General features: G+C 56.3%; 21 protein-coding genes. 4 read left to right on the top strand and 17 right to left on the bottom strand.

All coding sequences use genetic code 11. The features are described from left to right. Positions 1-24 precede the first annotated feature (24 nt). The 4 genes from B9L19_RS09525 to B9L19_RS09510 all read right to left on the bottom strand — a co-directional run bounded on the left by B9L19_RS09525 (position 25) and on the right by B9L19_RS09510 (position 2,786). Positions 25-603 carry a YpjP family protein gene (locus B9L19_RS09525; protein WP_025950670.1) on the bottom strand — a complete coding sequence of 193 codons (579 nt, stop codon included), beginning with the start codon at positions 601-603 and terminating at the stop codon, positions 25-27. Between the two features lie 21 nt (positions 604-624). After that, positions 625-1,809 (bottom strand): LL-diaminopimelate aminotransferase, encoded by a 1,185-nt coding sequence (locus B9L19_RS09520; RefSeq protein ID WP_025950671.1) that lies wholly within the window; start codon positions 1,807-1,809, stop codon positions 625-627. 309 nt (positions 1,810-2,118) lie between these two features. Continuing rightward, positions 2,119-2,250: a YuzL family protein gene (locus B9L19_RS09515; protein ID WP_011231272.1), complete on the bottom strand. Its 132-nt coding sequence runs from the start codon at positions 2,248-2,250 to the stop codon at positions 2,119-2,121. Between the two features lie 98 nt (positions 2,251-2,348). Next, positions 2,349-2,786, bottom strand: a complete 438-nt coding sequence (locus B9L19_RS09510) for a BrxA/BrxB family bacilliredoxin (protein WP_025950672.1) — start codon at positions 2,784-2,786, stop codon at positions 2,349-2,351. A gap of 277 nt (positions 2,787-3,063) precedes the next feature. On the opposite strand from B9L19_RS09510, the gene B9L19_RS09505 reads away from it, so the two are divergent. Further along, complete coding sequence (locus B9L19_RS09505) at positions 3,064-3,510, top strand: NUDIX hydrolase (protein ID WP_025950673.1); 447 nt, start codon at positions 3,064-3,066, stop codon at positions 3,508-3,510. 222 nt (positions 3,511-3,732) lie between these two features. On the opposite strand, the gene B9L19_RS09500 is transcribed toward B9L19_RS09505, so the two are convergent. The 3 genes from B9L19_RS09500 to B9L19_RS09490 all read right to left on the bottom strand — a co-directional run bounded on the left by B9L19_RS09500 (position 3,733) and on the right by B9L19_RS09490 (position 5,950). Beyond that, entirely contained in the window at positions 3,733-4,878 is a 1,146-nt protein-coding gene (locus B9L19_RS09500) for a conserved virulence factor C family protein (RefSeq protein WP_025950674.1), read from the bottom strand. 18 nt (positions 4,879-4,896) lie between these two features. Continuing rightward, entirely contained in the window at positions 4,897-5,373 is a 477-nt protein-coding gene (locus tag B9L19_RS09495) for a glutathione peroxidase (RefSeq protein WP_025950675.1), read from the bottom strand. Between the two features lie 61 nt (positions 5,374-5,434). Next, positions 5,435-5,950 (bottom strand): hypothetical protein, encoded by a 516-nt coding sequence (locus B9L19_RS09490; RefSeq protein ID WP_025950676.1) that lies wholly within the window; start codon positions 5,948-5,950, stop codon positions 5,435-5,437. Between the two features lie 119 nt (positions 5,951-6,069). On the opposite strand from B9L19_RS09490, the gene metA reads away from it, so the two are divergent. The 3 genes from metA (at position 6,070) to B9L19_RS19030 (ending at position 7,543) form a co-directional block, all read left to right on the top strand. Next, positions 6,070-6,978: a homoserine O-acetyltransferase MetA gene (gene metA, locus B9L19_RS09485; protein ID WP_025950677.1), complete on the top strand. Its 909-nt coding sequence runs from the start codon at positions 6,070-6,072 to the stop codon at positions 6,976-6,978. 142 nt (positions 6,979-7,120) lie between these two features. Beyond that, complete coding sequence (locus B9L19_RS09480; protein WP_020959919.1) at positions 7,121-7,216, top strand: YjcZ family sporulation protein; 96 nt, start codon at positions 7,121-7,123, stop codon at positions 7,214-7,216. A 177-nt stretch (positions 7,217-7,393) separates the two neighbouring features. Then, on the top strand, positions 7,394-7,543 hold the full coding sequence (locus tag B9L19_RS19030; protein WP_167372774.1) for a hypothetical protein: 150 nt from the start codon (positions 7,394-7,396) through the stop codon (positions 7,541-7,543). Between the two features lie 40 nt (positions 7,544-7,583). On the opposite strand, the gene cobO is transcribed toward B9L19_RS19030, so the two are convergent. The 10 genes from cobO to B9L19_RS09430 form a co-directional block, all read right to left on the bottom strand. Next, positions 7,584-8,129 carry a cob(I)yrinic acid a,c-diamide adenosyltransferase gene (cobO, locus tag B9L19_RS09475; protein WP_047753091.1) on the bottom strand — a complete coding sequence of 182 codons (546 nt, stop codon included), beginning with the start codon at positions 8,127-8,129 and terminating at the stop codon, positions 7,584-7,586. Continuing rightward, positions 8,110-8,880, bottom strand: a complete 771-nt coding sequence (cobA, locus tag B9L19_RS09470; protein ID WP_025950679.1) for a uroporphyrinogen-III C-methyltransferase — start codon at positions 8,878-8,880, stop codon at positions 8,110-8,112. The genes cobO and cobA overlap by 20 nt, the downstream gene beginning before the upstream one ends. Then, positions 8,877-9,935 carry a nicotinate-nucleotide--dimethylbenzimidazole phosphoribosyltransferase gene (cobT, locus tag B9L19_RS09465; protein WP_081804146.1) on the bottom strand — a complete coding sequence of 353 codons (1,059 nt, stop codon included), beginning with the start codon at positions 9,933-9,935 and terminating at the stop codon, positions 8,877-8,879. Before cobT ends, cobA begins: the two co-directional genes overlap by 4 nt. A 217-nt stretch (positions 9,936-10,152) precedes the next feature. Then, entirely contained in the window at positions 10,153-11,649 is a 1,497-nt protein-coding gene (locus B9L19_RS09460) for a cobyric acid synthase (protein ID WP_047753090.1), read from the bottom strand. Then, positions 11,642-13,009: a cobyrinic acid a,c-diamide synthase CobB gene (locus tag B9L19_RS09455; protein ID WP_033024304.1), complete on the bottom strand. Its 1,368-nt coding sequence runs from the start codon at positions 13,007-13,009 to the stop codon at positions 11,642-11,644. Before B9L19_RS09455 ends, B9L19_RS09460 begins: the two co-directional genes overlap by 8 nt. Then, a complete protein-coding gene (locus B9L19_RS09450; protein ID WP_025950683.1) occupies positions 12,955-14,154 on the bottom strand; it encodes a cobalt-precorrin 5A hydrolase in 1,200 nt (399 codons plus the stop codon). Before B9L19_RS09450 ends, B9L19_RS09455 begins: the two co-directional genes overlap by 55 nt. A 1-nt stretch (position 14,155) precedes the next feature. Beyond that, complete coding sequence (cobM, locus tag B9L19_RS09445; RefSeq protein ID WP_025950684.1) at positions 14,156-14,929, bottom strand: precorrin-4 C(11)-methyltransferase; 774 nt, start codon at positions 14,927-14,929, stop codon at positions 14,156-14,158. Continuing rightward, positions 14,926-15,627 (bottom strand): precorrin-2 C(20)-methyltransferase, encoded by a 702-nt coding sequence (gene cobI, locus B9L19_RS09440; protein ID WP_025950685.1) that lies wholly within the window; start codon positions 15,625-15,627, stop codon positions 14,926-14,928. Before cobI ends, cobM begins: the two co-directional genes overlap by 4 nt. Further along, entirely contained in the window at positions 15,624-16,829 is a 1,206-nt protein-coding gene (locus B9L19_RS09435) for a bifunctional cobalt-precorrin-7 (C(5))-methyltransferase/cobalt-precorrin-6B (C(15))-methyltransferase (protein WP_047753089.1), read from the bottom strand. Before B9L19_RS09435 ends, cobI begins: the two co-directional genes overlap by 4 nt. Next, positions 16,795-17,913 carry a cobalt-precorrin-5B (C(1))-methyltransferase gene (locus B9L19_RS09430; RefSeq protein WP_025950687.1) on the bottom strand — a complete coding sequence of 373 codons (1,119 nt, stop codon included), beginning with the start codon at positions 17,911-17,913 and terminating at the stop codon, positions 16,795-16,797. Before B9L19_RS09430 ends, B9L19_RS09435 begins: the two co-directional genes overlap by 35 nt. Position 17,914 lies beyond the last annotated feature (1 nt).

Here is a 17,914-nt window from a genome sequence, read left to right as displayed (position 1 = left end):
AAATCAGGAAAGAACCGTAGGCGATTATGTACGCCAATTCGGCGGCGTATTTTTAGACCAGTAGATTTTCCCGAGTTCATGATGGGCTTGAAACCCATCATCGCATGTATGATAGTGAAACTGAAACCAATATCCGTCTTGCGGCGGATGCTCGCGGCGGACGTGAAAGCGGACGAGATCTTCCCCTGTGTCCATGCGATACAAATGAAAAATGCGTTCCCCTTGCCCGCCGGACGGATTTTCCGAAACAGCCAAATAGCGGAGCTCCTCTTCCGGATAACGATCGGCAAGCTCAGCGATCACTTCTTCCATGCGCGGCAAAATGACGGCGCGAAACTCATCTTCAATGACCGGAGCGATTTTGCGGCCAAATTTTTCATGGGACTGGGCAACGGCCTTTTCCATCGTCCGCTCAATGAATTGAGCTCGCGTCAACGAAACCGCTTCCTCGGCACGACTTGTTGGACTGTGCTGCCAGTCGGAAGACGATGCATCATCTGACGGCGGCTCTTTGGCCGCGAGCAACGAAGCGGGCGGTGTGACGAGTCCAAACGTGCAGACGGTAATGGCGGCAACAAGCGTTTTTCGAAGCCAAGACGGCAGCTTCATCGCCTTCACCTCCCGCTACCGCCGATCAGCGGCCAAAGACGCGAACAAGCCGGTCGCTTTTAATTTGGCGACCGCTCGGCGCAACACTTCTTCCGGCTGGACAAGGGCGATGCGCACATACCCTTCGCCGCTCGGCCCAAACGCGTGCCCAGGCGTCACAACGACGCCGGCTTGGTCGATGAGCGCCTTCGCAAACGAAAGCGATGTAAAGCCGTCCGGAATTTTCGCCCACACGAACATGCCGGCTTGCGGACGGTCAACCGTCCAACCGATGTCAGCGAGTCCATCCACGAGCACATCACGGCGCGCTTGATACATCATGCGGCTCTGGGCGCAAAAGCCGGCGCCATGGCGGAGCACTTCCGCGGCCGCTTTTTGAATCGGCCAAAAAATGCCGTAATCCAAATTGGACTTGAACTCGGCAAACGCACGAATCACCTCGGCATTTCCGCACAAGTAGCCGACCCGGCAGCCGGCCATGTTGTAGCTTTTCGACAACGAATTGATCTCAACCCCGACATCTTTCGCCCCCGGGACGGACAAGAAACTCACCGGTTTGTTTCCATCATAATACAGCTCGCCGTAAGCAAAATCGGAAACAACGAGGATATCGTACCGCTTCGCAAACTCGACCACTTCGCGATAAAATGATTCTGTCGCTACAGCTGGAACCGGATTTCCAGGGAAGTTGATAAACATGATCGTCGTCCGTTTGGCGATGTCCTCCGGGATCGCACGCAAATCCGGCAAAAAGCTGTTTTCCTCCCTCAGCGGCAGAAAATACGGCACCGCTTCCGCCATCGCCACCCCCGCCGCATACGCCGGATACCCGGGATCCGGCAATAAAATGACATCCCCCGGGTCGGCGAACACCATCGGCAAATGCACGAGCCCGTCCTGTGATCCGATGACGTACGTTACTTCCGTCTCCGGATCGAGCACGACGCCATGCGCCGTGCGATAATAATCGGCGACCGCTTCATGAAACTCGCGAATGCCCCTTAATGTGTAGCCGTACGCATTCGGCTCGCTGGCGTAGCGGGCGATCGCCTCACGCACAAACGGCGCCGGGGGCAAATCCGGGCTGCCAACGCTCAAGTCGATCCACTCATCATGAAGGTGGCGCTGCTTTTGACGATACGCCGTCAACTCGGCGAAAATCGATGCCGAAAACGCGTTCATTCGTTTCGCTTTTTTCATTTCGTCTTCCTCTCCCTTGACAAGACCAAAACGGCATTTTCTTTTTGCTTTTGTTGATATATACTATGGTTATATGAATAGTGTATCATATGTTCTCGGGGAAAATATAGACAGAAAGGCGGGAAAACGGAACGTGAACACAGTCTTTTTTGCAGCCAGCCTCATTACATTGCTTTACTTTATTTATAGTTGTATCGCCAACGCCTAAACGCTCTTGGCGATCCATCCAGCTCCCTTGGCATTCTGTTGGATGCGAAGGGAGTTTACGCGTGAAAACGACAAAAGGAGCCCCGCATCGGGAGCTCCTTTTTAATCGATTTTTGTTTTTTTGCGGGCAGAGTCAAGCTCGAAGGCGCCTGTCTCCGTCTCCGTCGTGCCTTGCCCTCTGACATCTGGAGCGCTGACGCCCGTTTTCGAACGATCTTTTTTCCGCTTCGGCACGCCCGATCACCTCCGACCTTATCGTTCCCGCCAACGCGCCGTTGTATGCGGAACGAAAGCGAATCAACGCAAGCGGTTCGCTCCTCGCTCGCACCGCATCAGCCGCAATATTGGTCAAACGCAGCCAAAATATTTTCCATCACGTCCTCCATCGAGTGAAACTCGATGTCTTCGCGCGGAATGAAGTGAACGATTTCTTTCCCCTTTAAAAGCGCCATCGATGGCGAAGACGGCGGATAACCGACAAAGTACTCGCGCATTTTCGCTGTCGCTTCCTTATCCTGGCCAGCGAACACCGTCACCAAATGGTCCGGCTTTTTCTCGCTCCTAAGCACCGCCTGCGTCGCGGCCGGGCGCGCCAATCCAGCGGCGCAGCCGCACACTGAGTTGATAAAGACAAACGTCGTTCCTTCCACTTGTTCCATAAACTGCTCGACTTCCTCGCTCGTGCGCAATTCGCGGAAACCGGCGCGGACGAGCTCATCCCGCATCGGCTGCACGAGCTGGCGCATATAGTCTTCGTAAGCCATTGACATAACCATCATCCCTCCACCCTATCATCGTTGTGCTATCAGCATACTATACTTCGAACAAAAAAATCAACGAAGACGCTGCCGGCGGCAAGTGAAGAGCGATGGATGGGGGAAGACGCCCCTCCAAAGCAGCATCGGCTGGGAAACAGCCGCAAACCACGAAATTCCTTGCCAACGTCGCCCTTTTCTTTTCCGTTTCTAGCAACTGCCGCGACCATCGGCTGCCATTCGACATATACTGAATCGTGAATGGCACGAGGAAGCGAAAGGAGCGCAGTCGATGGGGTACATTGAAGAGTTGCGTAAAATCGTCGGAACCCGGCCGCTCATTTTAGCCGGTGTCGGCGTCGCCGTCATCGATGACTATGGGCGGATTTTGCTGCAAAAGCGTCGAGACGGGCTGTGGGGAGTCCCCGGCGGCTTGCTGGAGCTCGGCGAGTCAACCGAAGAAGCGGCGCGGCGGGAAGTGTTGGAAGAAACGGGGCTGGAGATCGGTGAACTTGAACTCATCGATGTGTTTTCCGGCCAAAAATACTTTGTTCGGCTGCCAAACGGCGACCAATACTACCCGGTCACGATCGTCTACCGCACCCGCGATATTCGCGGCGGGAAACTGGGAGAGGACGGGAAAGAATCGCTCGAGGTAAAATTTTTCTTTCTTCATGAATGGCCAAACGAGCTTTCTCCACTCTTTCAAGATCTTGTTGAGCATTATTTTGGCAGCTGACGGACAAAGCCTTGGAGAATCAACCCCAAGGCTTTGTTGCGGTCAGTGACTGCTGCGCAGAACATTTCGAAGTCGTTTTTGATTGTAATAAATGGGAGAATAATCGGCGCCCCTTTCGGCGGCGGTTCGGCTGTTTTCCATGTCAGCTTCCCCTTTTCCACCTCGTACAGCCTCGCTCCGACCTCGAGCGCAACCGCGTCGACTTACCAAGAAGCGATTTTTTTATTTCTCCGGCTTGTTCTCTTTTTTTCGGCTTTCCGTCATTTGCTTCCAGACGGATCCTTTCGCTTCTTCGCCGCCCTCAATCCGTTCGATCGCCATTTTCACTTGCAAGCTGACCTCAAATTCCGGATCGTTTTCCGCCGCTTTTAACGCCGGCAAGGCCGATTCATCGCCGACTTCGTACAAAAACATAGCCGCGCGCCAACGAACGAGCTTGCTTTCGTCCTTTAGCGCTTCGATCATGGCCGGAATGGCCTCCGGATCGCCGATGTCGGACAAACAGTCGCCGGCGGTGCGGCGGACAGCGACAGCAGGATCTTTTAACGCTTCATACAAATACGGAAGCACCTTTTTGCCGCCGATCATGCCGAGATACGCTGTTGCCAGGCGGCGGATGGCCATTTTTTCATCCTTGAGCGCCTTGGCCAACACTGGGATATCGTCCTCGGTCGGCTCGGCCATCTGTTCGAGCGCGGCATACCGTTTGCGCCAATCCGGGTCATCGAGCATCTCGCTCGTCACTTTGAGGCTTGGACGCTTTTGCACCGTTTTTTCCTGCTCACCGCGGCGGAACATGTTGACGATCCGCTCCAGCCGCTCGAGCGGATAGGCGGCCGACAATTCCTCGACCATTTCGCGGCCGATTTCCTCAAACGTGCCGTAGCGCACTCCTTTTTCGACCCATTTGCGCTCAAGCACAACATTTCCTGCGTATTTTTGCGCCTCAATGACCGCGTCCATAAACGGTTTCGGCAGCCCGACGCGGTGTTCGCGCTCCCCATCGACAAGCTTCACTTGCATCGGCAGACCGTACAGCATTTGCACGAACACTTTCACTTCGCCGAAATGTTCGTTTCCTTTCGGCTTTGCCTCGGCGCCGTCATCCGCTTTCTCGCCGAACACTTCGCGCACTTTCGCCAAAATGTCGCGCCAGTCGTATTTCGGATGGCGTTCAATCGCCAAAAAATCAGCGACATGGTAAATGCCTTTCACTCCGTCAATGCGCATCAATGCTTGAATAAGCGGCGGCGCTTCGCTCATGTTGTCCGGTTTATAGTTATAGCGTGCGCCGAAAGGCAATTCTTCATCAAGCAATATTTTCATCGTGTTCGGGCTTGGCGTCGGCTCAATCGCTTGAATGCGCAAGCGTTACCCCTCCTTGCCTTACAGCAGCTTTTCAATTTCCTTTCTCAGCTCGCTTGGCTTTGTTTGCGGTGCGAAACGAGCGACAACCTTGCCGCTGCGGTCGACCAAAAACTTCGTGAAATTCCATTTGATCGCCTTTGTTCCCAATGCCCCCGGCGCCTCTTCTTTCAAATATTGAAACAGTGGATGGGCGTTATCGCCATTCACATCCACTTTCGCAAACAGCGGGAACGTCACACCGTAATTCAACTGGCAAAATTGCTCAATTTCCTCTTCCGTCCCCGGCTCTTGGCCGCCGAACTGGTTGCACGGAAAACCGAGCACCACAAACCCGCGCTCGCGGTATTCGTCATACAGCTCTTGCAATTCTTTATACTGCGGGGTAAATCCGCATCGGCTCGCCGTGTTGACAATCAACAGCACGTTCCCTTTGTAGGCGGACAACGGTTGCTCCTCGCCACGAATCGTTTTGGCGCTGAATTCATATACACTCATCACGTTCTCACCTCATCCTCATCATAACGGATTTCTCCGTTTGTTTCCACTTTTTGCTTCGTTATTCGCCAACAAATGGCTGCAGCTGTTCGAGCGAGGAAATGATATACGGCACCATTTCCGGCAAATCGACGGCGTTCTCCTCGTAAATGAGGCGGGCGAATTCGACCGCGGCTTCATTTTCATACGGGCCGTTTTCATGCGGAAACGGAAAGCGGAGCGTTTGCCGGATGATTCGCTCCTTGCCCCAAATCGTCCGCAGTGTTCCTTCAATGAGCTCACAAACGGACAAACGGCGAACCGGAAGGGTAAACAGAAGAGAGAGCCGGCAGCCAGCCCGGCCGTGCTGGAGACGTTCATTCACCAATTCAGCAAAATCGATCGCAAGCCGCACCGTGCAGACGACTGGCGGCTCAGGCGCCCCCGCTTGTTGAAAGGAAATGACGTACTCGCGTGACAGGCGAGCCAAATCGGCAAGATCGCGGCGATCGACCACGGCAATGCGCCCTTGCAAGTCCGCGTCATATATCGCTCCTTCCAACACCGTTTTTAAATTGTCAAAGGCGGTCGGATCCAATCGGGATTCCCCCTTTTTGTTCACCAGCTGTTTTAAGGTCAAAAAATCAATTGAAGAATGTTGACAAAGTTTTTATAATTAAGGTATTTAGTAACGAGACAGAAACGGAGGGGACACCATTGCCAATCAACATTCCAAAAGACTTGCCGGCGAAAGAAATACTCGAACAAGAAAACATTTTCGTGATGGACGAAGAACGGGCTTACTCCCAAGACATCCGTCCACTCAACATCGTCATCTTAAACTTGATGCCCGAAAAAGAAAAAGCAGAGACACAGCTATTGCGGTTGCTCGGCAACTCGCCGCTGCAAGTGAACGTCACCTTTTTGCGCCCGGCGACCCATGAGCCGAAAACGACAAGCAAACATCATTTAGAACAATTTTACACCATTTTCCCGCATATCCGCCATCGCAAGTTCGACGGGATGATCATCACCGGGGCGCCGGTCGAGCAAATGCCGTTTGAAGAAGTCAACTATTGGGGAGAGTTGACGGAAATAATGGAATGGACGAAAACGAACGTCACGTCAACGCTGCACATTTGTTGGGGGGCACAAGCTGGCTTATACTATCACTACGGCATTCCGAAATACCCATTGCCGGAAAAATGCTTCGGTGTGTTCAACCATACGGTGGAAGTGAAAAACGTAAAACTATTGCGCGGTTTTGACGATGTGTTCCGCATGCCGCACTCCCGCCATACAGACGTCAAACGCGAAGACATCGAAAAAGTGCCAGATCTCACCATTTTGTCCATGTCTGACAAAGCCGGCGTTTGCCTCGTCGCATCGAACGACGGGCGCCGCATTTTCTTAACGGGCCATCCAGAATATGATGCGACAACGCTCAAAGAAGAATATGAACGCGACTTGGCGAAAGGGTTGTCGATTCACATCCCGGAATCATACTTCCCTAATGATGATCCAAGCCAGCCGCCGCTGAACACATGGCGCTCGCATGCGAATTTGTTGTTTGTCAACTGGCTGAACTATTACGTGTATCAGGAAACGCCCTACGTTTGGGAATGAAAGGAAAATATCATTCGACAATAACGCCTTTGCTTTTCCTAGCAAGGCGTTTTTCTTATTTTGTCATTTTCCGACAATTGCCCCGTTCCTTCGTGCAATGAATGGCATACCATATAGTAGATTTTGCAGGGAGGTGAACGGGATGGGCGCTTGGCATGGCAATGGCTTTGCGCTGATCGTTGTCTTGTTTATTTTGCTCATTATTGTCGGGGCTGCGTTCGGCGGCTACGTTTACTAAACCGTAATCCCTTTCTCCGGCCGCCGTGTTTGCCAGCATCCGGCCGGCGTGCAGCGGGAAAGCGGGAACACGAACGCTTCCCGCTTTTTTATGCTGGGCTGTAGACAACCATGCATAGGAATGAAGGCATCGTCCATGCTAAACGTATGACAACGGCAGCCAAAGGAGGTGGAGCTCATGACGAAACGCCCAAACAACGGCAGCCGCAATCAAAACGCGCCAACGCAAGATCCGATGACCTTGCTCCGCGGTCCGGTTTCCGGCGATAACAGCAAAGGACGGCGGCCAAACAAAATGCAAAACGACAAAACCGATGAACACGCCTGACTCGCAAACACGCGGCCAAGACACGGCCGCGTGTTTGCTTCTAAAATTCAATCCCTTTCATCGCGGTTCTTCCTTGTTCATAGTCATGCTTGATGAGCTTCATTTCCGTCACAATATCGGCAGCCGCCATCAGCTCTGGGCGCGCGGATCTCCCGGTGATGACAAGATGAAGCGACGGCGGGCGCGTGCGGATCAGCTCGAGCACCTCGCTGACTGATACGATATCTTCAACGGGAAAGCGGTCAATGGCCAACACATTGTTCAGTTCATCGAGCACAATCATATCATACCGTCCGGAATACACATATTCTTTGGCCACCGCCCAGGCACGCTTCAACGCTTCGCGGTGGATGTCCGGCGTTTTTGTCCAAGTGAAGCCGGCGCCGAGCTGACGGACGTCGACGCCAAGACGCTCTAGGACCAACTGCTCGCCGTATGTCCGTTCCGGCGATTTCACAAACTGCAAAACCGCGACGTTCATTCCCCGGCCGACGGCACGCAGGGCAAGCCCCAATGCGGCCGTCGTTTTTCCTTTTCCGTCGCCCGTATACACGATGACACGCCCGCTACGACGAGGCGTCGGCATCGACCACGCCCCCTTGCCGCTCCGGAAACCATTGGAGCGTCTCACGCAGACGAACGACATCGCCGATGATGATGATGGCCGGATGGGAAATGCCCGCCTGTTCCGCCTCGTCTGACAGCGTCGAAAGCGTCGCCGCCACCGTGCGCTGCCGCTCAGTCGTCCCCCATTCAATGATGGCCGCTGGCGTATCCGACGGCTTTCCGGCCGCCATCAACCGGCCGCAAATATCCGGCAAATTGGCCGCTCCCATGTAGACAAGGATCGTATCGCATCCTCGAGTCAGCGCCTCCCAATCGATCCGCTCACTCCGATGCCCGCTGACCATCGCCACCGAGGCGGCGTAATCACGGTGGGTGACCGGAATGCCGGCGTACGCGGGCGCAGCGATGCCGGATGTCACCCCAGGAACAATTTCAAACGGAATGCCGGCTTTCGCCAACACTTCCGCTTCTTCGCCAACGCGGCCAAACACACACGGATCGCCGCCTTTTAAGCGGACGACCGTTTTGCCTTGTTGCGCATGACAAACGAGCAGCTCGTGAATTTGTTCTTGAACGGTGTCATGTTTTCCCGGCTCTTTGCCGCAGTAAAGAAGCTCAGCGTCCGGCTTCGCGTAGCGCAGCAGCTTCCGGTTGATGAGCCGGTCGTAAATAATGACATCCGCCCGCTCTAGGCATTCGCGGCCGTAAACCGTGATGAGCTTTTCATCACCCGGCCCGGCGCCGACTAAATACACTTTGCCGACGGTCATCGCCCCTTCTCCCCTTTCGCATTGGCCGTGGAAACGCCCGCCGAAGCGAATGTCGCCATTTCGTTCACCATCGCCATTGCTGAAATCAAGAGCGGAAACGCTACCGCCGCGCCGCTTCCTTCGCCAAGGCGCATGCCAAGATCCAAAAGCGGCTCTTTCCCAAGCAAGCGAAGGGCTATGCTGTGCCCCGGCTCTTCGGAACGATGGCCGGCAATCATATAGTCTGTGACGTTCCCGGCAAACTGGCGGGCCACAAGGGCAGCCACCGTGCAAATAAAGCCGTCAAGCAAAATCGGGATGCGCCGCTCGGCGGCTGCCAGCATCGCCCCGGCCATAGCAGCGATCTCCAACCCGCCGATTTTCGAAAGCCATTCAAGCGGCTTCGCCGGATCCGGCCGATGAAGCAAGAGCGCCCGTCGGATCACGTCCTGTTTATGGGCAAGCATTTCCTCCTTAATGCCGCTTCCTTTGCCAACGATGCGCTCAAGCGGCTCATTGGCGAGCGTGGCCAATAAGGCGCTCGCGGCGGTCGTATTGCCGATGCCCATTTCACCGACAATGAGCGTGCGGACGCCTTGTTCAATGATGAACGCCGCCTGTTCGTAACCGACATGAAGCGCCTGTTCGGCCTCGGACGGCGTCATCGCTTCCGTTTTGGCGAAATTGTTCGTTCCCGGGCGAACCTTTTTCTGAATGACGCGCTCATCAGCAATTGGCACGGCGACACCGACATCAATCACCTGAAGCAACGCGCCGATTTGCCGGCTGAAGGCGTTGATCGCCGCTCCGCCGTTGGCAAAGTTGTACACCATTTGCGCCGTCACTTCGGCCGGATAGGCAGACACCCCTTCTTCCGTGACGCCATGATCGGCCGCAAACACGAGCACTCCGGGCGGAGTGACGCGTGGAAGCAGCTCCCCGGTCATGCCAGCAAGCGTTGCCGCCACTTCTTCAAGACGGCCGAGGCTGCCGGGCGGTTTGGTCAATTGATCGATATAGGCACGCGCTTGTTCAACCATTTCACGGCGGATCGGTGGGATGGAAACATTCATCATGGGCGCACCATATCCCCATCAAGCGGGAATAGGCGCTTCCTCCTTTCTCGTCTATGATTGAGAAGCAAACATGCAGGGCCCCTCCTGTCAACAGAAGGGCCGGACACCCCCGCTTTACAGGAGAAATTCGCAGCCCCCAAATCGAGCCAATCGCTCGGCAAAAGAGCGTCATATCGGCCGTTCTTCGATACCGCCATGATCGCTATATCGATCACGGCTACTGAAATTCACCCATCATTCGCTCAATCCGTTCAACGTCCACATGTTCCCGAACGTGGGCGGCAAGCCGGTCGAACGCCTTTTCTTTGAGCAAGCGAAAGAGTCGGACGCCAGAAGGAGCGATTCCTTTTTGGCGACGAATGCTGTTGAAAAACGCGGTGCGGAACGCATCGTTATGAAACAAATCGTGCATGTACGTGCCCAGCACCCGCTCATCACTGTGCTTCGCCCCTTCATGACGGCCGTCCGCCTCAATAAGCGGCGCATAGCCAGGAAGCGGCGCCGAGCGGCCCATATGAATCTCGTATCCTTGCACCGAAAACCGCTCGCCCGCCCACGTAAGCATCCCTTCCGTACGGATCGTGATTTTCGTCCGCTCAAGCGTCGTTTCAATCGGCAGCAAACCAAGCCCTTTTACTTCCGGGAGCGGTGTCTCGACTCCATACGGATCGCGGATGACGGCGCCAAGCATTTGATAGCCGCCGCATAAGCCGACGACTCTCGCTTTTCCTTCATTGACAAGCGACACAATGCGGGAAGCGAGTCCTCTTTTCTTCATATAAATCAAGTCTTCGATCGTGTTTTTGCTGCCGGGAAGCACGATCACATCCGGCTTGCCGAGTTCACCCGCGTGCGTCACCAACCGGACGCGGCAGTCCGGTTCAGCCAAAAGGGGGTCGATATCGGTGAAATTGGCGATTTTCGGACAGCGGATGACCGCGACATCAATCGCTTCCTCTCCCCCGACAGATGAAGCAAACCGCTCAAGCGACAGCGAATCTTCCGCATCGATCGCCAAATCAGGCAAATAGGGAACGACGCCGAGCACCGGCACACCGGTGTGCTGCTCAAACCAATCAAGCCCCGGTTTAAGCAGCGACACATCGCCGCGAAACTTGTTAATGATGACGCCGATGACCCGCTTTCGGTCCTCAGGCTCAAGCAGCGACATCGTTCCAACGAGGCTCGCGAACACCCCGCCCCGTTCAATATCGCCGATCAACACGACCGGAGCGTTGGCGAGGCGGGCGATGCGCATGTTGACGAGCTCGCGGTCGTTTAAGTTTACTTCCGCCGGGCTTCCCGCTCCTTCAATGACAATCCGGTCATACTCATTCATCAACGTTTCGAGCGACTGACGGATGACAGCCAACCCTTGGTGGAAAAACTCGTTCCGGTAAGCGAACGCCTGCATATTGCCGTACGGTTTGCCAAGCACAACGATTTGCGATTCATGCTCGCGGCTTGGCTTAATCAAAATCGGATTCATCTCGGCGCGCGCCGCCACTCCGGCTGCTTCGGCCTGAATGCCTTGCGCCCGGCCGATTTCTTTCCCGTCCGGCGTTACATATGAGTTTAACGACATGTTTTGCGACTTAAACGGCGCCGTCTTCCAGCCGTCTTGGGCGAACATGCGGCAAAAGGCGGTTGCGATGACGCTTTTGCCGGCATCGGAATGGGTGCCTTGAAACATGATCGGCAGCGCTCTAGCCATCGCGTTTCACCCGCTCGCATGCGGCGAGCCATCGTTCAGCCATCGCCGGGGCGGACGCGAAATGGAAATGGACGTAGCCGGCGACAAGCCGGTGCACTAGACAACCGTCCGGCTTTGTTCCTTTCCGGCCGCTCGTGTCATAAGCAAACGGCGTCTCGCTCCGCGGTTCGTACACCGAATAATGGAATTCATGTCCGCGCGCTGTTTCTCCTTCCGGCAATAGAAAATTCCCTTTCCGCCCGCGCACTTCGCGATAGCCAAGCGCCGCGAGCTTCGTCTTCATCACGACCTTCCCCGGAATGACGCCGACCATGTCGTACGCCTCCCCGCTCGTCGTCACAAGCTGTTCGGTGAGAAACATAAATCCGCCGCACTCAGCCAGCGTCGGCAAACCGGATTCAATCGCCGCCCGGATCGACTGTTTCGCCGCCGTCTGCCGCGCCAGCTCAGCGGCAAATTCCTCCGGGAAGCCGCCGCCGATATACAGCCCGTCGGCGCCTTCCGGAAGCGGCTCGCCGGCGAGCGGGGAGAAATAAACAAGTTCCGCGCCATAGGCGGCCAATATCTCCAAGTTTTCTGGATAGTAAAAGTGGAAGGCGGCATCCTTCGCCACCGCGATGCGCACCGGATACGTCCGGCTTGGTTGGACAAGCGGCGCAGGCGCCTCCAGAGGCGGAGCGGACTCGGCGATCTGAAGCAACGCCTCCCAATCGACTGTTTCCGCTACTTTTTCCCCAAGGGCGGCAAAAAAAGCATCCAATTCGCCGCGCTCCACCGACGGAACAAGTCCTAAATGCCGCTCGGGCAACGTCAGAGCCTCGTCTTTTGGCAAATAACCGACCGCCGGGATGCCGCACATTTGCTCGATGGCCGCCTGAATCAGCCGGAAATGCCCTTCGCTCCCGACGCGGTTCGCAAACACGCCGGCAATGCGGACGTTGGGGTGAAAGGTTTGAAACCCGTGGACGATGGCAGCAGCGCTGCGGGCCATGCCGGCGGCGTCAATGACAAGCAGCACCGGGCTTTCCGTCAATGCCGCAATATCGGCTGTCGATCCCTCATCAGACAGCGGCTGCTTGCCGTCAAACAGCCCCATCACCCCTTCGATGATGGCGAGATCCGCCCCTTGGCAGCCGTTCGCCAACATTTGGCGCACGTTCGCGCGGCCGGCCATCCAGCTGTCCAAGTTGCGCGCCGGTCGGCCGGTGACCGCCGTATGGTACGTCGGATCAATGTAGTCCGGACCGCATTTAAACCCTTGCACCGTATATCCTTGCTGCCTCATGGCCGCCATCAACCCAAGCGTCACGGTCGTTTTGCCGGCGCCGCTTCCCGGTGCGGCGATGACAAGCCGTCGCATGCCTCTTTCCCCTTTCCCTGCATGGTTGCTTTCTTTTGATGATCGATGAGCGCCACGGAAATCGTCACATTGCCGGACTTCTTTTTCACCAGCGCCAGCCGATCGGCCCCGCTGTACAATTTCGCCGCGGGCTCGCTCACCCCATACGCGCCGGTGTAGCGGTACACCGTTTCCGACGGCGCTTCGATCGGCACTTCGTTTAACTGTTCCGGCGTGTACGTCACAAATTCCCATCCGTATTTGCCGACAACTTCCCGAAGCCCCGGCTCATCTTTTTTCAGTTCGATCGTGCATACCGCCTTGACGCTTTTGAGCGAAAAGCGAAGCGCACGAAGCGTCTCGCGGATGACCGCTTCAATTTCCTCGGCTGTGGTGCCGCGGTTGCAGCCGATGCCAATCGCGATTACTTTCGGGCGATACAAAACGCCGTTTTGCAAAATGGCCTCTTCTTCCGGCGCAAGCAGGCGATGAGTGACCACAAGCGCCGCCGTCGGGCGGGCGGCCAGCGCCTCCGCGATCGAGCCGTACACGGTGATGTTTTTCGGCAGCGGGCGGCCCGCCGGCCACCAATTTGGTTCTCCTGACTCTTGCACAACGGCGACTGGTTCTTCATTGACAACAGCCGCGCTCACCGGCGTCAAGTTGTCATCCGACTCCCATTCCCAGCCGAATTCGCGGCCGAATAGATCAACAGCGATCGTCTGCTGCACATCGGAAGCGGTCGTAATGACCGGGCGGGCGCCCAATATGGCGGCCACACGCCGCGTCAGTTCGTTGGCGCCTCCTAAATGGCCGGATAATACGCTGATGACATGTTCTCCTTTATCATCAATGACGACAACCGCCGGATCGGTCTTTTTATCTTTTAACAATGGAGCGATCATCCGGACGACCGCGCCGAGCGAAATGATGCAAATGAGTCCGTCGTAGCGGGCGAACAACTCCGGCAGCAACATCTTCACGTTGCCGGAAAACAAGCGGATCCCGTGCTCGGCTTCATCGCCGCGGGCGAATTTATCCGTATAATAAACGTCCGCTCCCGCAAGAGCGCCGCCAAGGCGTCGGGCGATCTCGACCCCGTGTTTCGTAATGGCCACGACCGCATAGGCGCCGTGTCTTTCGTTGTTTATGGCAGCAGCCCCCACCTTACGCCTCCCCCTTTCGATATCCGTGCGTAAACGCCGGGTCATACAGCTTCGAACGGTAGCCGCGCTCATGAATATGGGGATCGAGCGCCCAACCGGCCAACATGATGGCGTGCTTCGTCACGCCATGGCGCCGCATATCGTCAGCCATTGTGGCAACGGTGGAACGAATCACGATTTCATCCGGCCATGTCGCCTTGTAGACGATCGCGACAGGCGTATCACCGCTCCAGCCCGCTTCAAGGAGCGCCGCGCTTACTTTTTTGGCAAGCGTCGCGCTTAAAAAAAGAACGAGCGTGCAATGATGCCGCGCCAGCTCCCGCAATTTCTCACGCGGCGGCATCGGCGTCCGCCCCTCGGCGCGGGTGAAAATGACCGTCTGCGTCAATTCCGGGACGGTGAGCTCCGCCTGCACGGCGGCCGCGGCCGCAAACGCCGAACTGACGCCGGGGACGATTTCTACTTCAATTCCTTCTTCTTTCAACAAGGCGATTTGCTCAAGCGTCGCCCCGTAAATCGATGGATCGCCGGTATGGACGCGCACGACAAGCCGTCCTTGTTTCACTTGCTTCGCCATTGCCGCGGCCATTTCTTCTAAATGCATACCGGCAGTATGGAAAACGTCAGCACCCGGCTTCCGGTAGCGCTCGATCAATTCCGCGCTCACTAGCGAGTCGGTGTAAAAAATGGCGTCGGCAGCAGCGAGAAGCTCGGCGCCGCGAACCGTGATCAAATCCGGCGCTCCCGGCCCCGCTCCTACGATATACAGCTTCACTTTCTCACCACCATCAATGTCAAATATTCGAGCTCCGCTCCGTCGAGCTCCTCGACCTTCCACACGACTTCCTCGCCGGACGTCACTTTCGTCACAACAGCAGCGCGGTGAAGCAAATCGAGTTCCCGCAACAGACGAACCAGCAAATCGATCACTTTCGCCACTTTAAAAAAGACAACGCAATCGTGACGAAGAAGCGCCGCTTTCATCGCTTCGTAATCATCATGCGCCGGCACGATCGCCACGGTTTCATCACCATCCGCCAGCGGCAGACGAAGCCTAGCGGCAGCAGCGTTGGCCGAACTGACGCCGGGGACGACTTCAATCGGCGCTTCCGGATAGCGTCGCTCCATCACGTGCATCAAATGAATGAACGTGCTGTACAACAGTGGATCGCCTTCAGTCACAAACGCGACATCGCGCCCGGCCGACAACTCCGCCCAAATGGCGTCCGCCGCCTCGTTCCATTTCGGTTCAAGCACGGCTCGGTCTTTCGTCATCGGAAAATGCAGGCCGAGCCGCCGTTTTTCCTCCGGGGCAAAATAGGCGTCAATAATTTGTTCGGCATAGCTTTTGCTTTGCCGCCCTTTTTTTGGATAGGCGATGACATCCGCTTCTTTTAGGCGGCGGTATGCTTTCACCGTCATGAGCTCCGGATCGCCCGGGCCAACACCGATGCCATACAACGTGCCGGTCATTCGTCTCCCTCCCGCTTGGCTGTCATGATATACACCGGATTGAGCGCCTCAAAGCGCGTCAAGTTCAAAATCGGTTTGCTTCGCGACACTTGCGCGAGCGTGATGTCGACATGAAATCCGCGTTCGCCGAGCTCGCGGCTCGCTTCGGAAAGCGTCTCGATCGTCGCTGCATTGATGACGATGCGCCCGTTTCGTTTCAAGCGGCGGCAGCACACGTCCAACAGCGGAGCCATCGCGCCGGACGTGCCGCCGATAAAGATGGCATCCGGGTCAGGAAACTCATCGAGCCGATCGGGCGCCCTGCCGTGCACAAGCGTGATGTCAACGCGGAATTTGCGCAAGTTTTGCCGGCAAAGTTCGATGTCCTGTTCATTTTTTTCAATCGCAAACACGGCGCCGTCGCGGGCGATTTTCGCCACTTCAATCGCGACCGAACCGGTGCACGCCCCAATGTCCCAGACGACGCTGTCCGGGCGCAAGCGCAAGGCGCTTAGACTTAAGACGCGAATTTCTTTCTTTGTAATCAGCCCTTTGTCTGGCTTGCGTTGGAAAAATTCATCATCGTCAATGCCGAGCGGCCAAACCGGACCGGGAGCGGTTTGCCGCAAAATGACTATATTTAATGGAAGAAACTCGGTTTCTGCCATTTCTTCTAGCTTGAAAAACCGGCATCGCTCGTTCGGCCCGCCGAGCTCCTCGCCGACAAACGCTTCATACTCGGTCATGCCATACTCGAGCAAATAGCGGGCGATGGCGGCCGGCGAGTTCGTCTCATCGGTTAAGATGGCGACCTTGCGCCGCCCGTCGATCCGCTGAGCCAAGCCGGTGAGCGGCCGGCCATGGACGCTGACAAACGCTGCATCTTGCCAGGACTCGCCCATTTTCGCAAACGCCCATTGCACCGAGCTAATGGCCGGATACACCTCAATCGGCAATTTGCCGGCCAAATAGCTGCCGATCCCATAAAAGAGCGGATCGCCAGACGCCAGCACGACCGTGTTGCGCGTCTCATGCCGAAGCCGCTCGACCAGCTCCGCCAGTCCGCGGCGGATGACGATTGTTTCTCCTTTGTATTCCGGAAACATCGCCAGCTGCCGTTCGCCGCCGACAAGCAGCTCGCTTTCATCAATCCAGCGTCGATACAGCTCAGGAAGGCTTGCTTGCCCATCAGCACCGACACCGATCAACTTCATCGTCCCCATCGGTCTGCACCGCCTTTCCTAATCGTTGTCCGTTCATCGTGTAAATGGACGTGGCCACCGTCAGGCCGCCTCCCACTTCGTTGAGCGCTGCCCGGCAACACGCCTCGCACAACAGCTCGAAAAACTTCGTGCAACCGGCCTCTTGCATCATGTCGCCGACTTGCGCCGCCGTATTCGCGCCGCGCACCGCGGCCGCCAGTTCTGGACCAGCACCTGCCTGCTCGGCGATGGCAGCCAAAAAGCCAAAGTCGACTGGGGCGCTTTTCGAGTGCACCATCATCACTCCTTGAGCGACTTTCGAAAACTTCCCCATCATGCCGACCATCGACACCGTCTTGATGCCAAGCCGTTTGCATTGTTTCAGCGTAAAGCCGACAAAATCGCCCATTTCGATAAATGCTTCTTCCGGCAAATGCGGATACTCTTGCATGGCGTATTTCTCGCTCCGCCCCCCGGTCGTGATGACGACATGACAGCAGCCGTTCGCCTTCGCCACTTGAAGCGCCTGCACGATGCTCGCCCGATAGGCGGCGGTGGAGAACGGAACGACGATGCCTCGCGTCCCTAAAATCGAAATGCCGCCAATAATGCCAAGGCGCGCATTTAACGTTTTTTTGGCGATTTCCTCGCCGCCGGGCACAGAAATGACGACCTTCACCCCTTGATGTAGACCGTATTGCGCCAATACTTCGTTGACTGCTTCGCGGATCATTTGCCGCGGCACTGGATTGATCGCGGCTTCCCCGACCGGCACCGGCAGCCCCGGTTTCGTGACGCGTCCGACCCCTTCACCGCCGTCGATATGAACGCCCGGCGACGAGGTCCACGAGACAGTGGAAACGATGAGCGCGCCGTGCGTCGCATCCGGGTCATCACCGCCGTCTTTCACCACAGCCGCGGTCGCCGTTTCGCCATCGAACGAACAAGAGGCAAGCGAAAAGGTCACCACCCGCCCAATCGGAAGGCGGATCGTCGCCTCCGCCTGCACTTGGCCAGTGATGAGCGCCGTGAGCGCGGCTTTCGTGGCCGCTGTCGCGCACGATCCAGTCGTATATCCTTCACGCAGCGTTTTTTTCGTTTCCATC

The sequence above is a fragment of the Geobacillus thermocatenulatus genome, from assembly GCF_002217655.1.
GTDB lineage: Bacteria > Bacillota > Bacilli > Bacillales > Anoxybacillaceae > Geobacillus > Geobacillus thermocatenulatus.
Note: the sequence above shows the minus strand (reverse complement) of the source record. Positions and strands in the feature narration are given on the sequence as shown.

Coding starts and splice junctions, on each gene's coding strand:
- B9L19_RS09480 (WP_020959919.1), top strand. CDS start 7,121: ATGGGCGCTTGGCATGGCAATGGCTTTGCGCTGATCGTTGTCTTGTTT.
- cobO (WP_047753091.1), bottom strand. CDS start 8,129: ATGCCGACGCCTCGTCGTAGCGGGCGTGTCATCGTGTATACGGGCGAC.
- B9L19_RS09495 (WP_025950675.1), bottom strand. CDS start 5,373: ATGAGTGTATATGAATTCAGCGCCAAAACGATTCGTGGCGAGGAGCAA.
- B9L19_RS09520 (WP_025950671.1), bottom strand. CDS start 1,809: ATGAAAAAAGCGAAACGAATGAACGCGTTTTCGGCATCGATTTTCGCC.
- B9L19_RS09435 (WP_047753089.1), bottom strand. CDS start 16,829: ATGGGGACGATGAAGTTGATCGGTGTCGGTGCTGATGGGCAAGCAAGC.
- cobA (WP_025950679.1), bottom strand. CDS start 8,880: ATGACCGTCGGCAAAGTGTATTTAGTCGGCGCCGGGCCGGGTGATGAA.
- B9L19_RS09430 (WP_025950687.1), bottom strand. CDS start 17,913: ATGGAAACGAAAAAAACGCTGCGTGAAGGATATACGACTGGATCGTGC.
- B9L19_RS09505 (WP_025950673.1), top strand. CDS start 3,064: ATGGGGTACATTGAAGAGTTGCGTAAAATCGTCGGAACCCGGCCGCTC.
- B9L19_RS09460 (WP_047753090.1), bottom strand. CDS start 11,649: ATGGCTAGAGCGCTGCCGATCATGTTTCAAGGCACCCATTCCGATGCC.
- cobI (WP_025950685.1), bottom strand. CDS start 15,627: ATGACCGGCACGTTGTATGGCATCGGTGTTGGCCCGGGCGATCCGGAG.
- B9L19_RS19030 (WP_167372774.1), top strand. CDS start 7,394: ATGACGAAACGCCCAAACAACGGCAGCCGCAATCAAAACGCGCCAACG.
- cobT (WP_081804146.1), bottom strand. CDS start 9,935: ATGATGAATGTTTCCATCCCACCGATCCGCCGTGAAATGGTTGAACAA.
- B9L19_RS09455 (WP_033024304.1), bottom strand. CDS start 13,009: ATGCGACGGCTTGTCATCGCCGCACCGGGAAGCGGCGCCGGCAAAACG.
- B9L19_RS09510 (WP_025950672.1), bottom strand. CDS start 2,786: ATGTCAATGGCTTACGAAGACTATATGCGCCAGCTCGTGCAGCCGATG.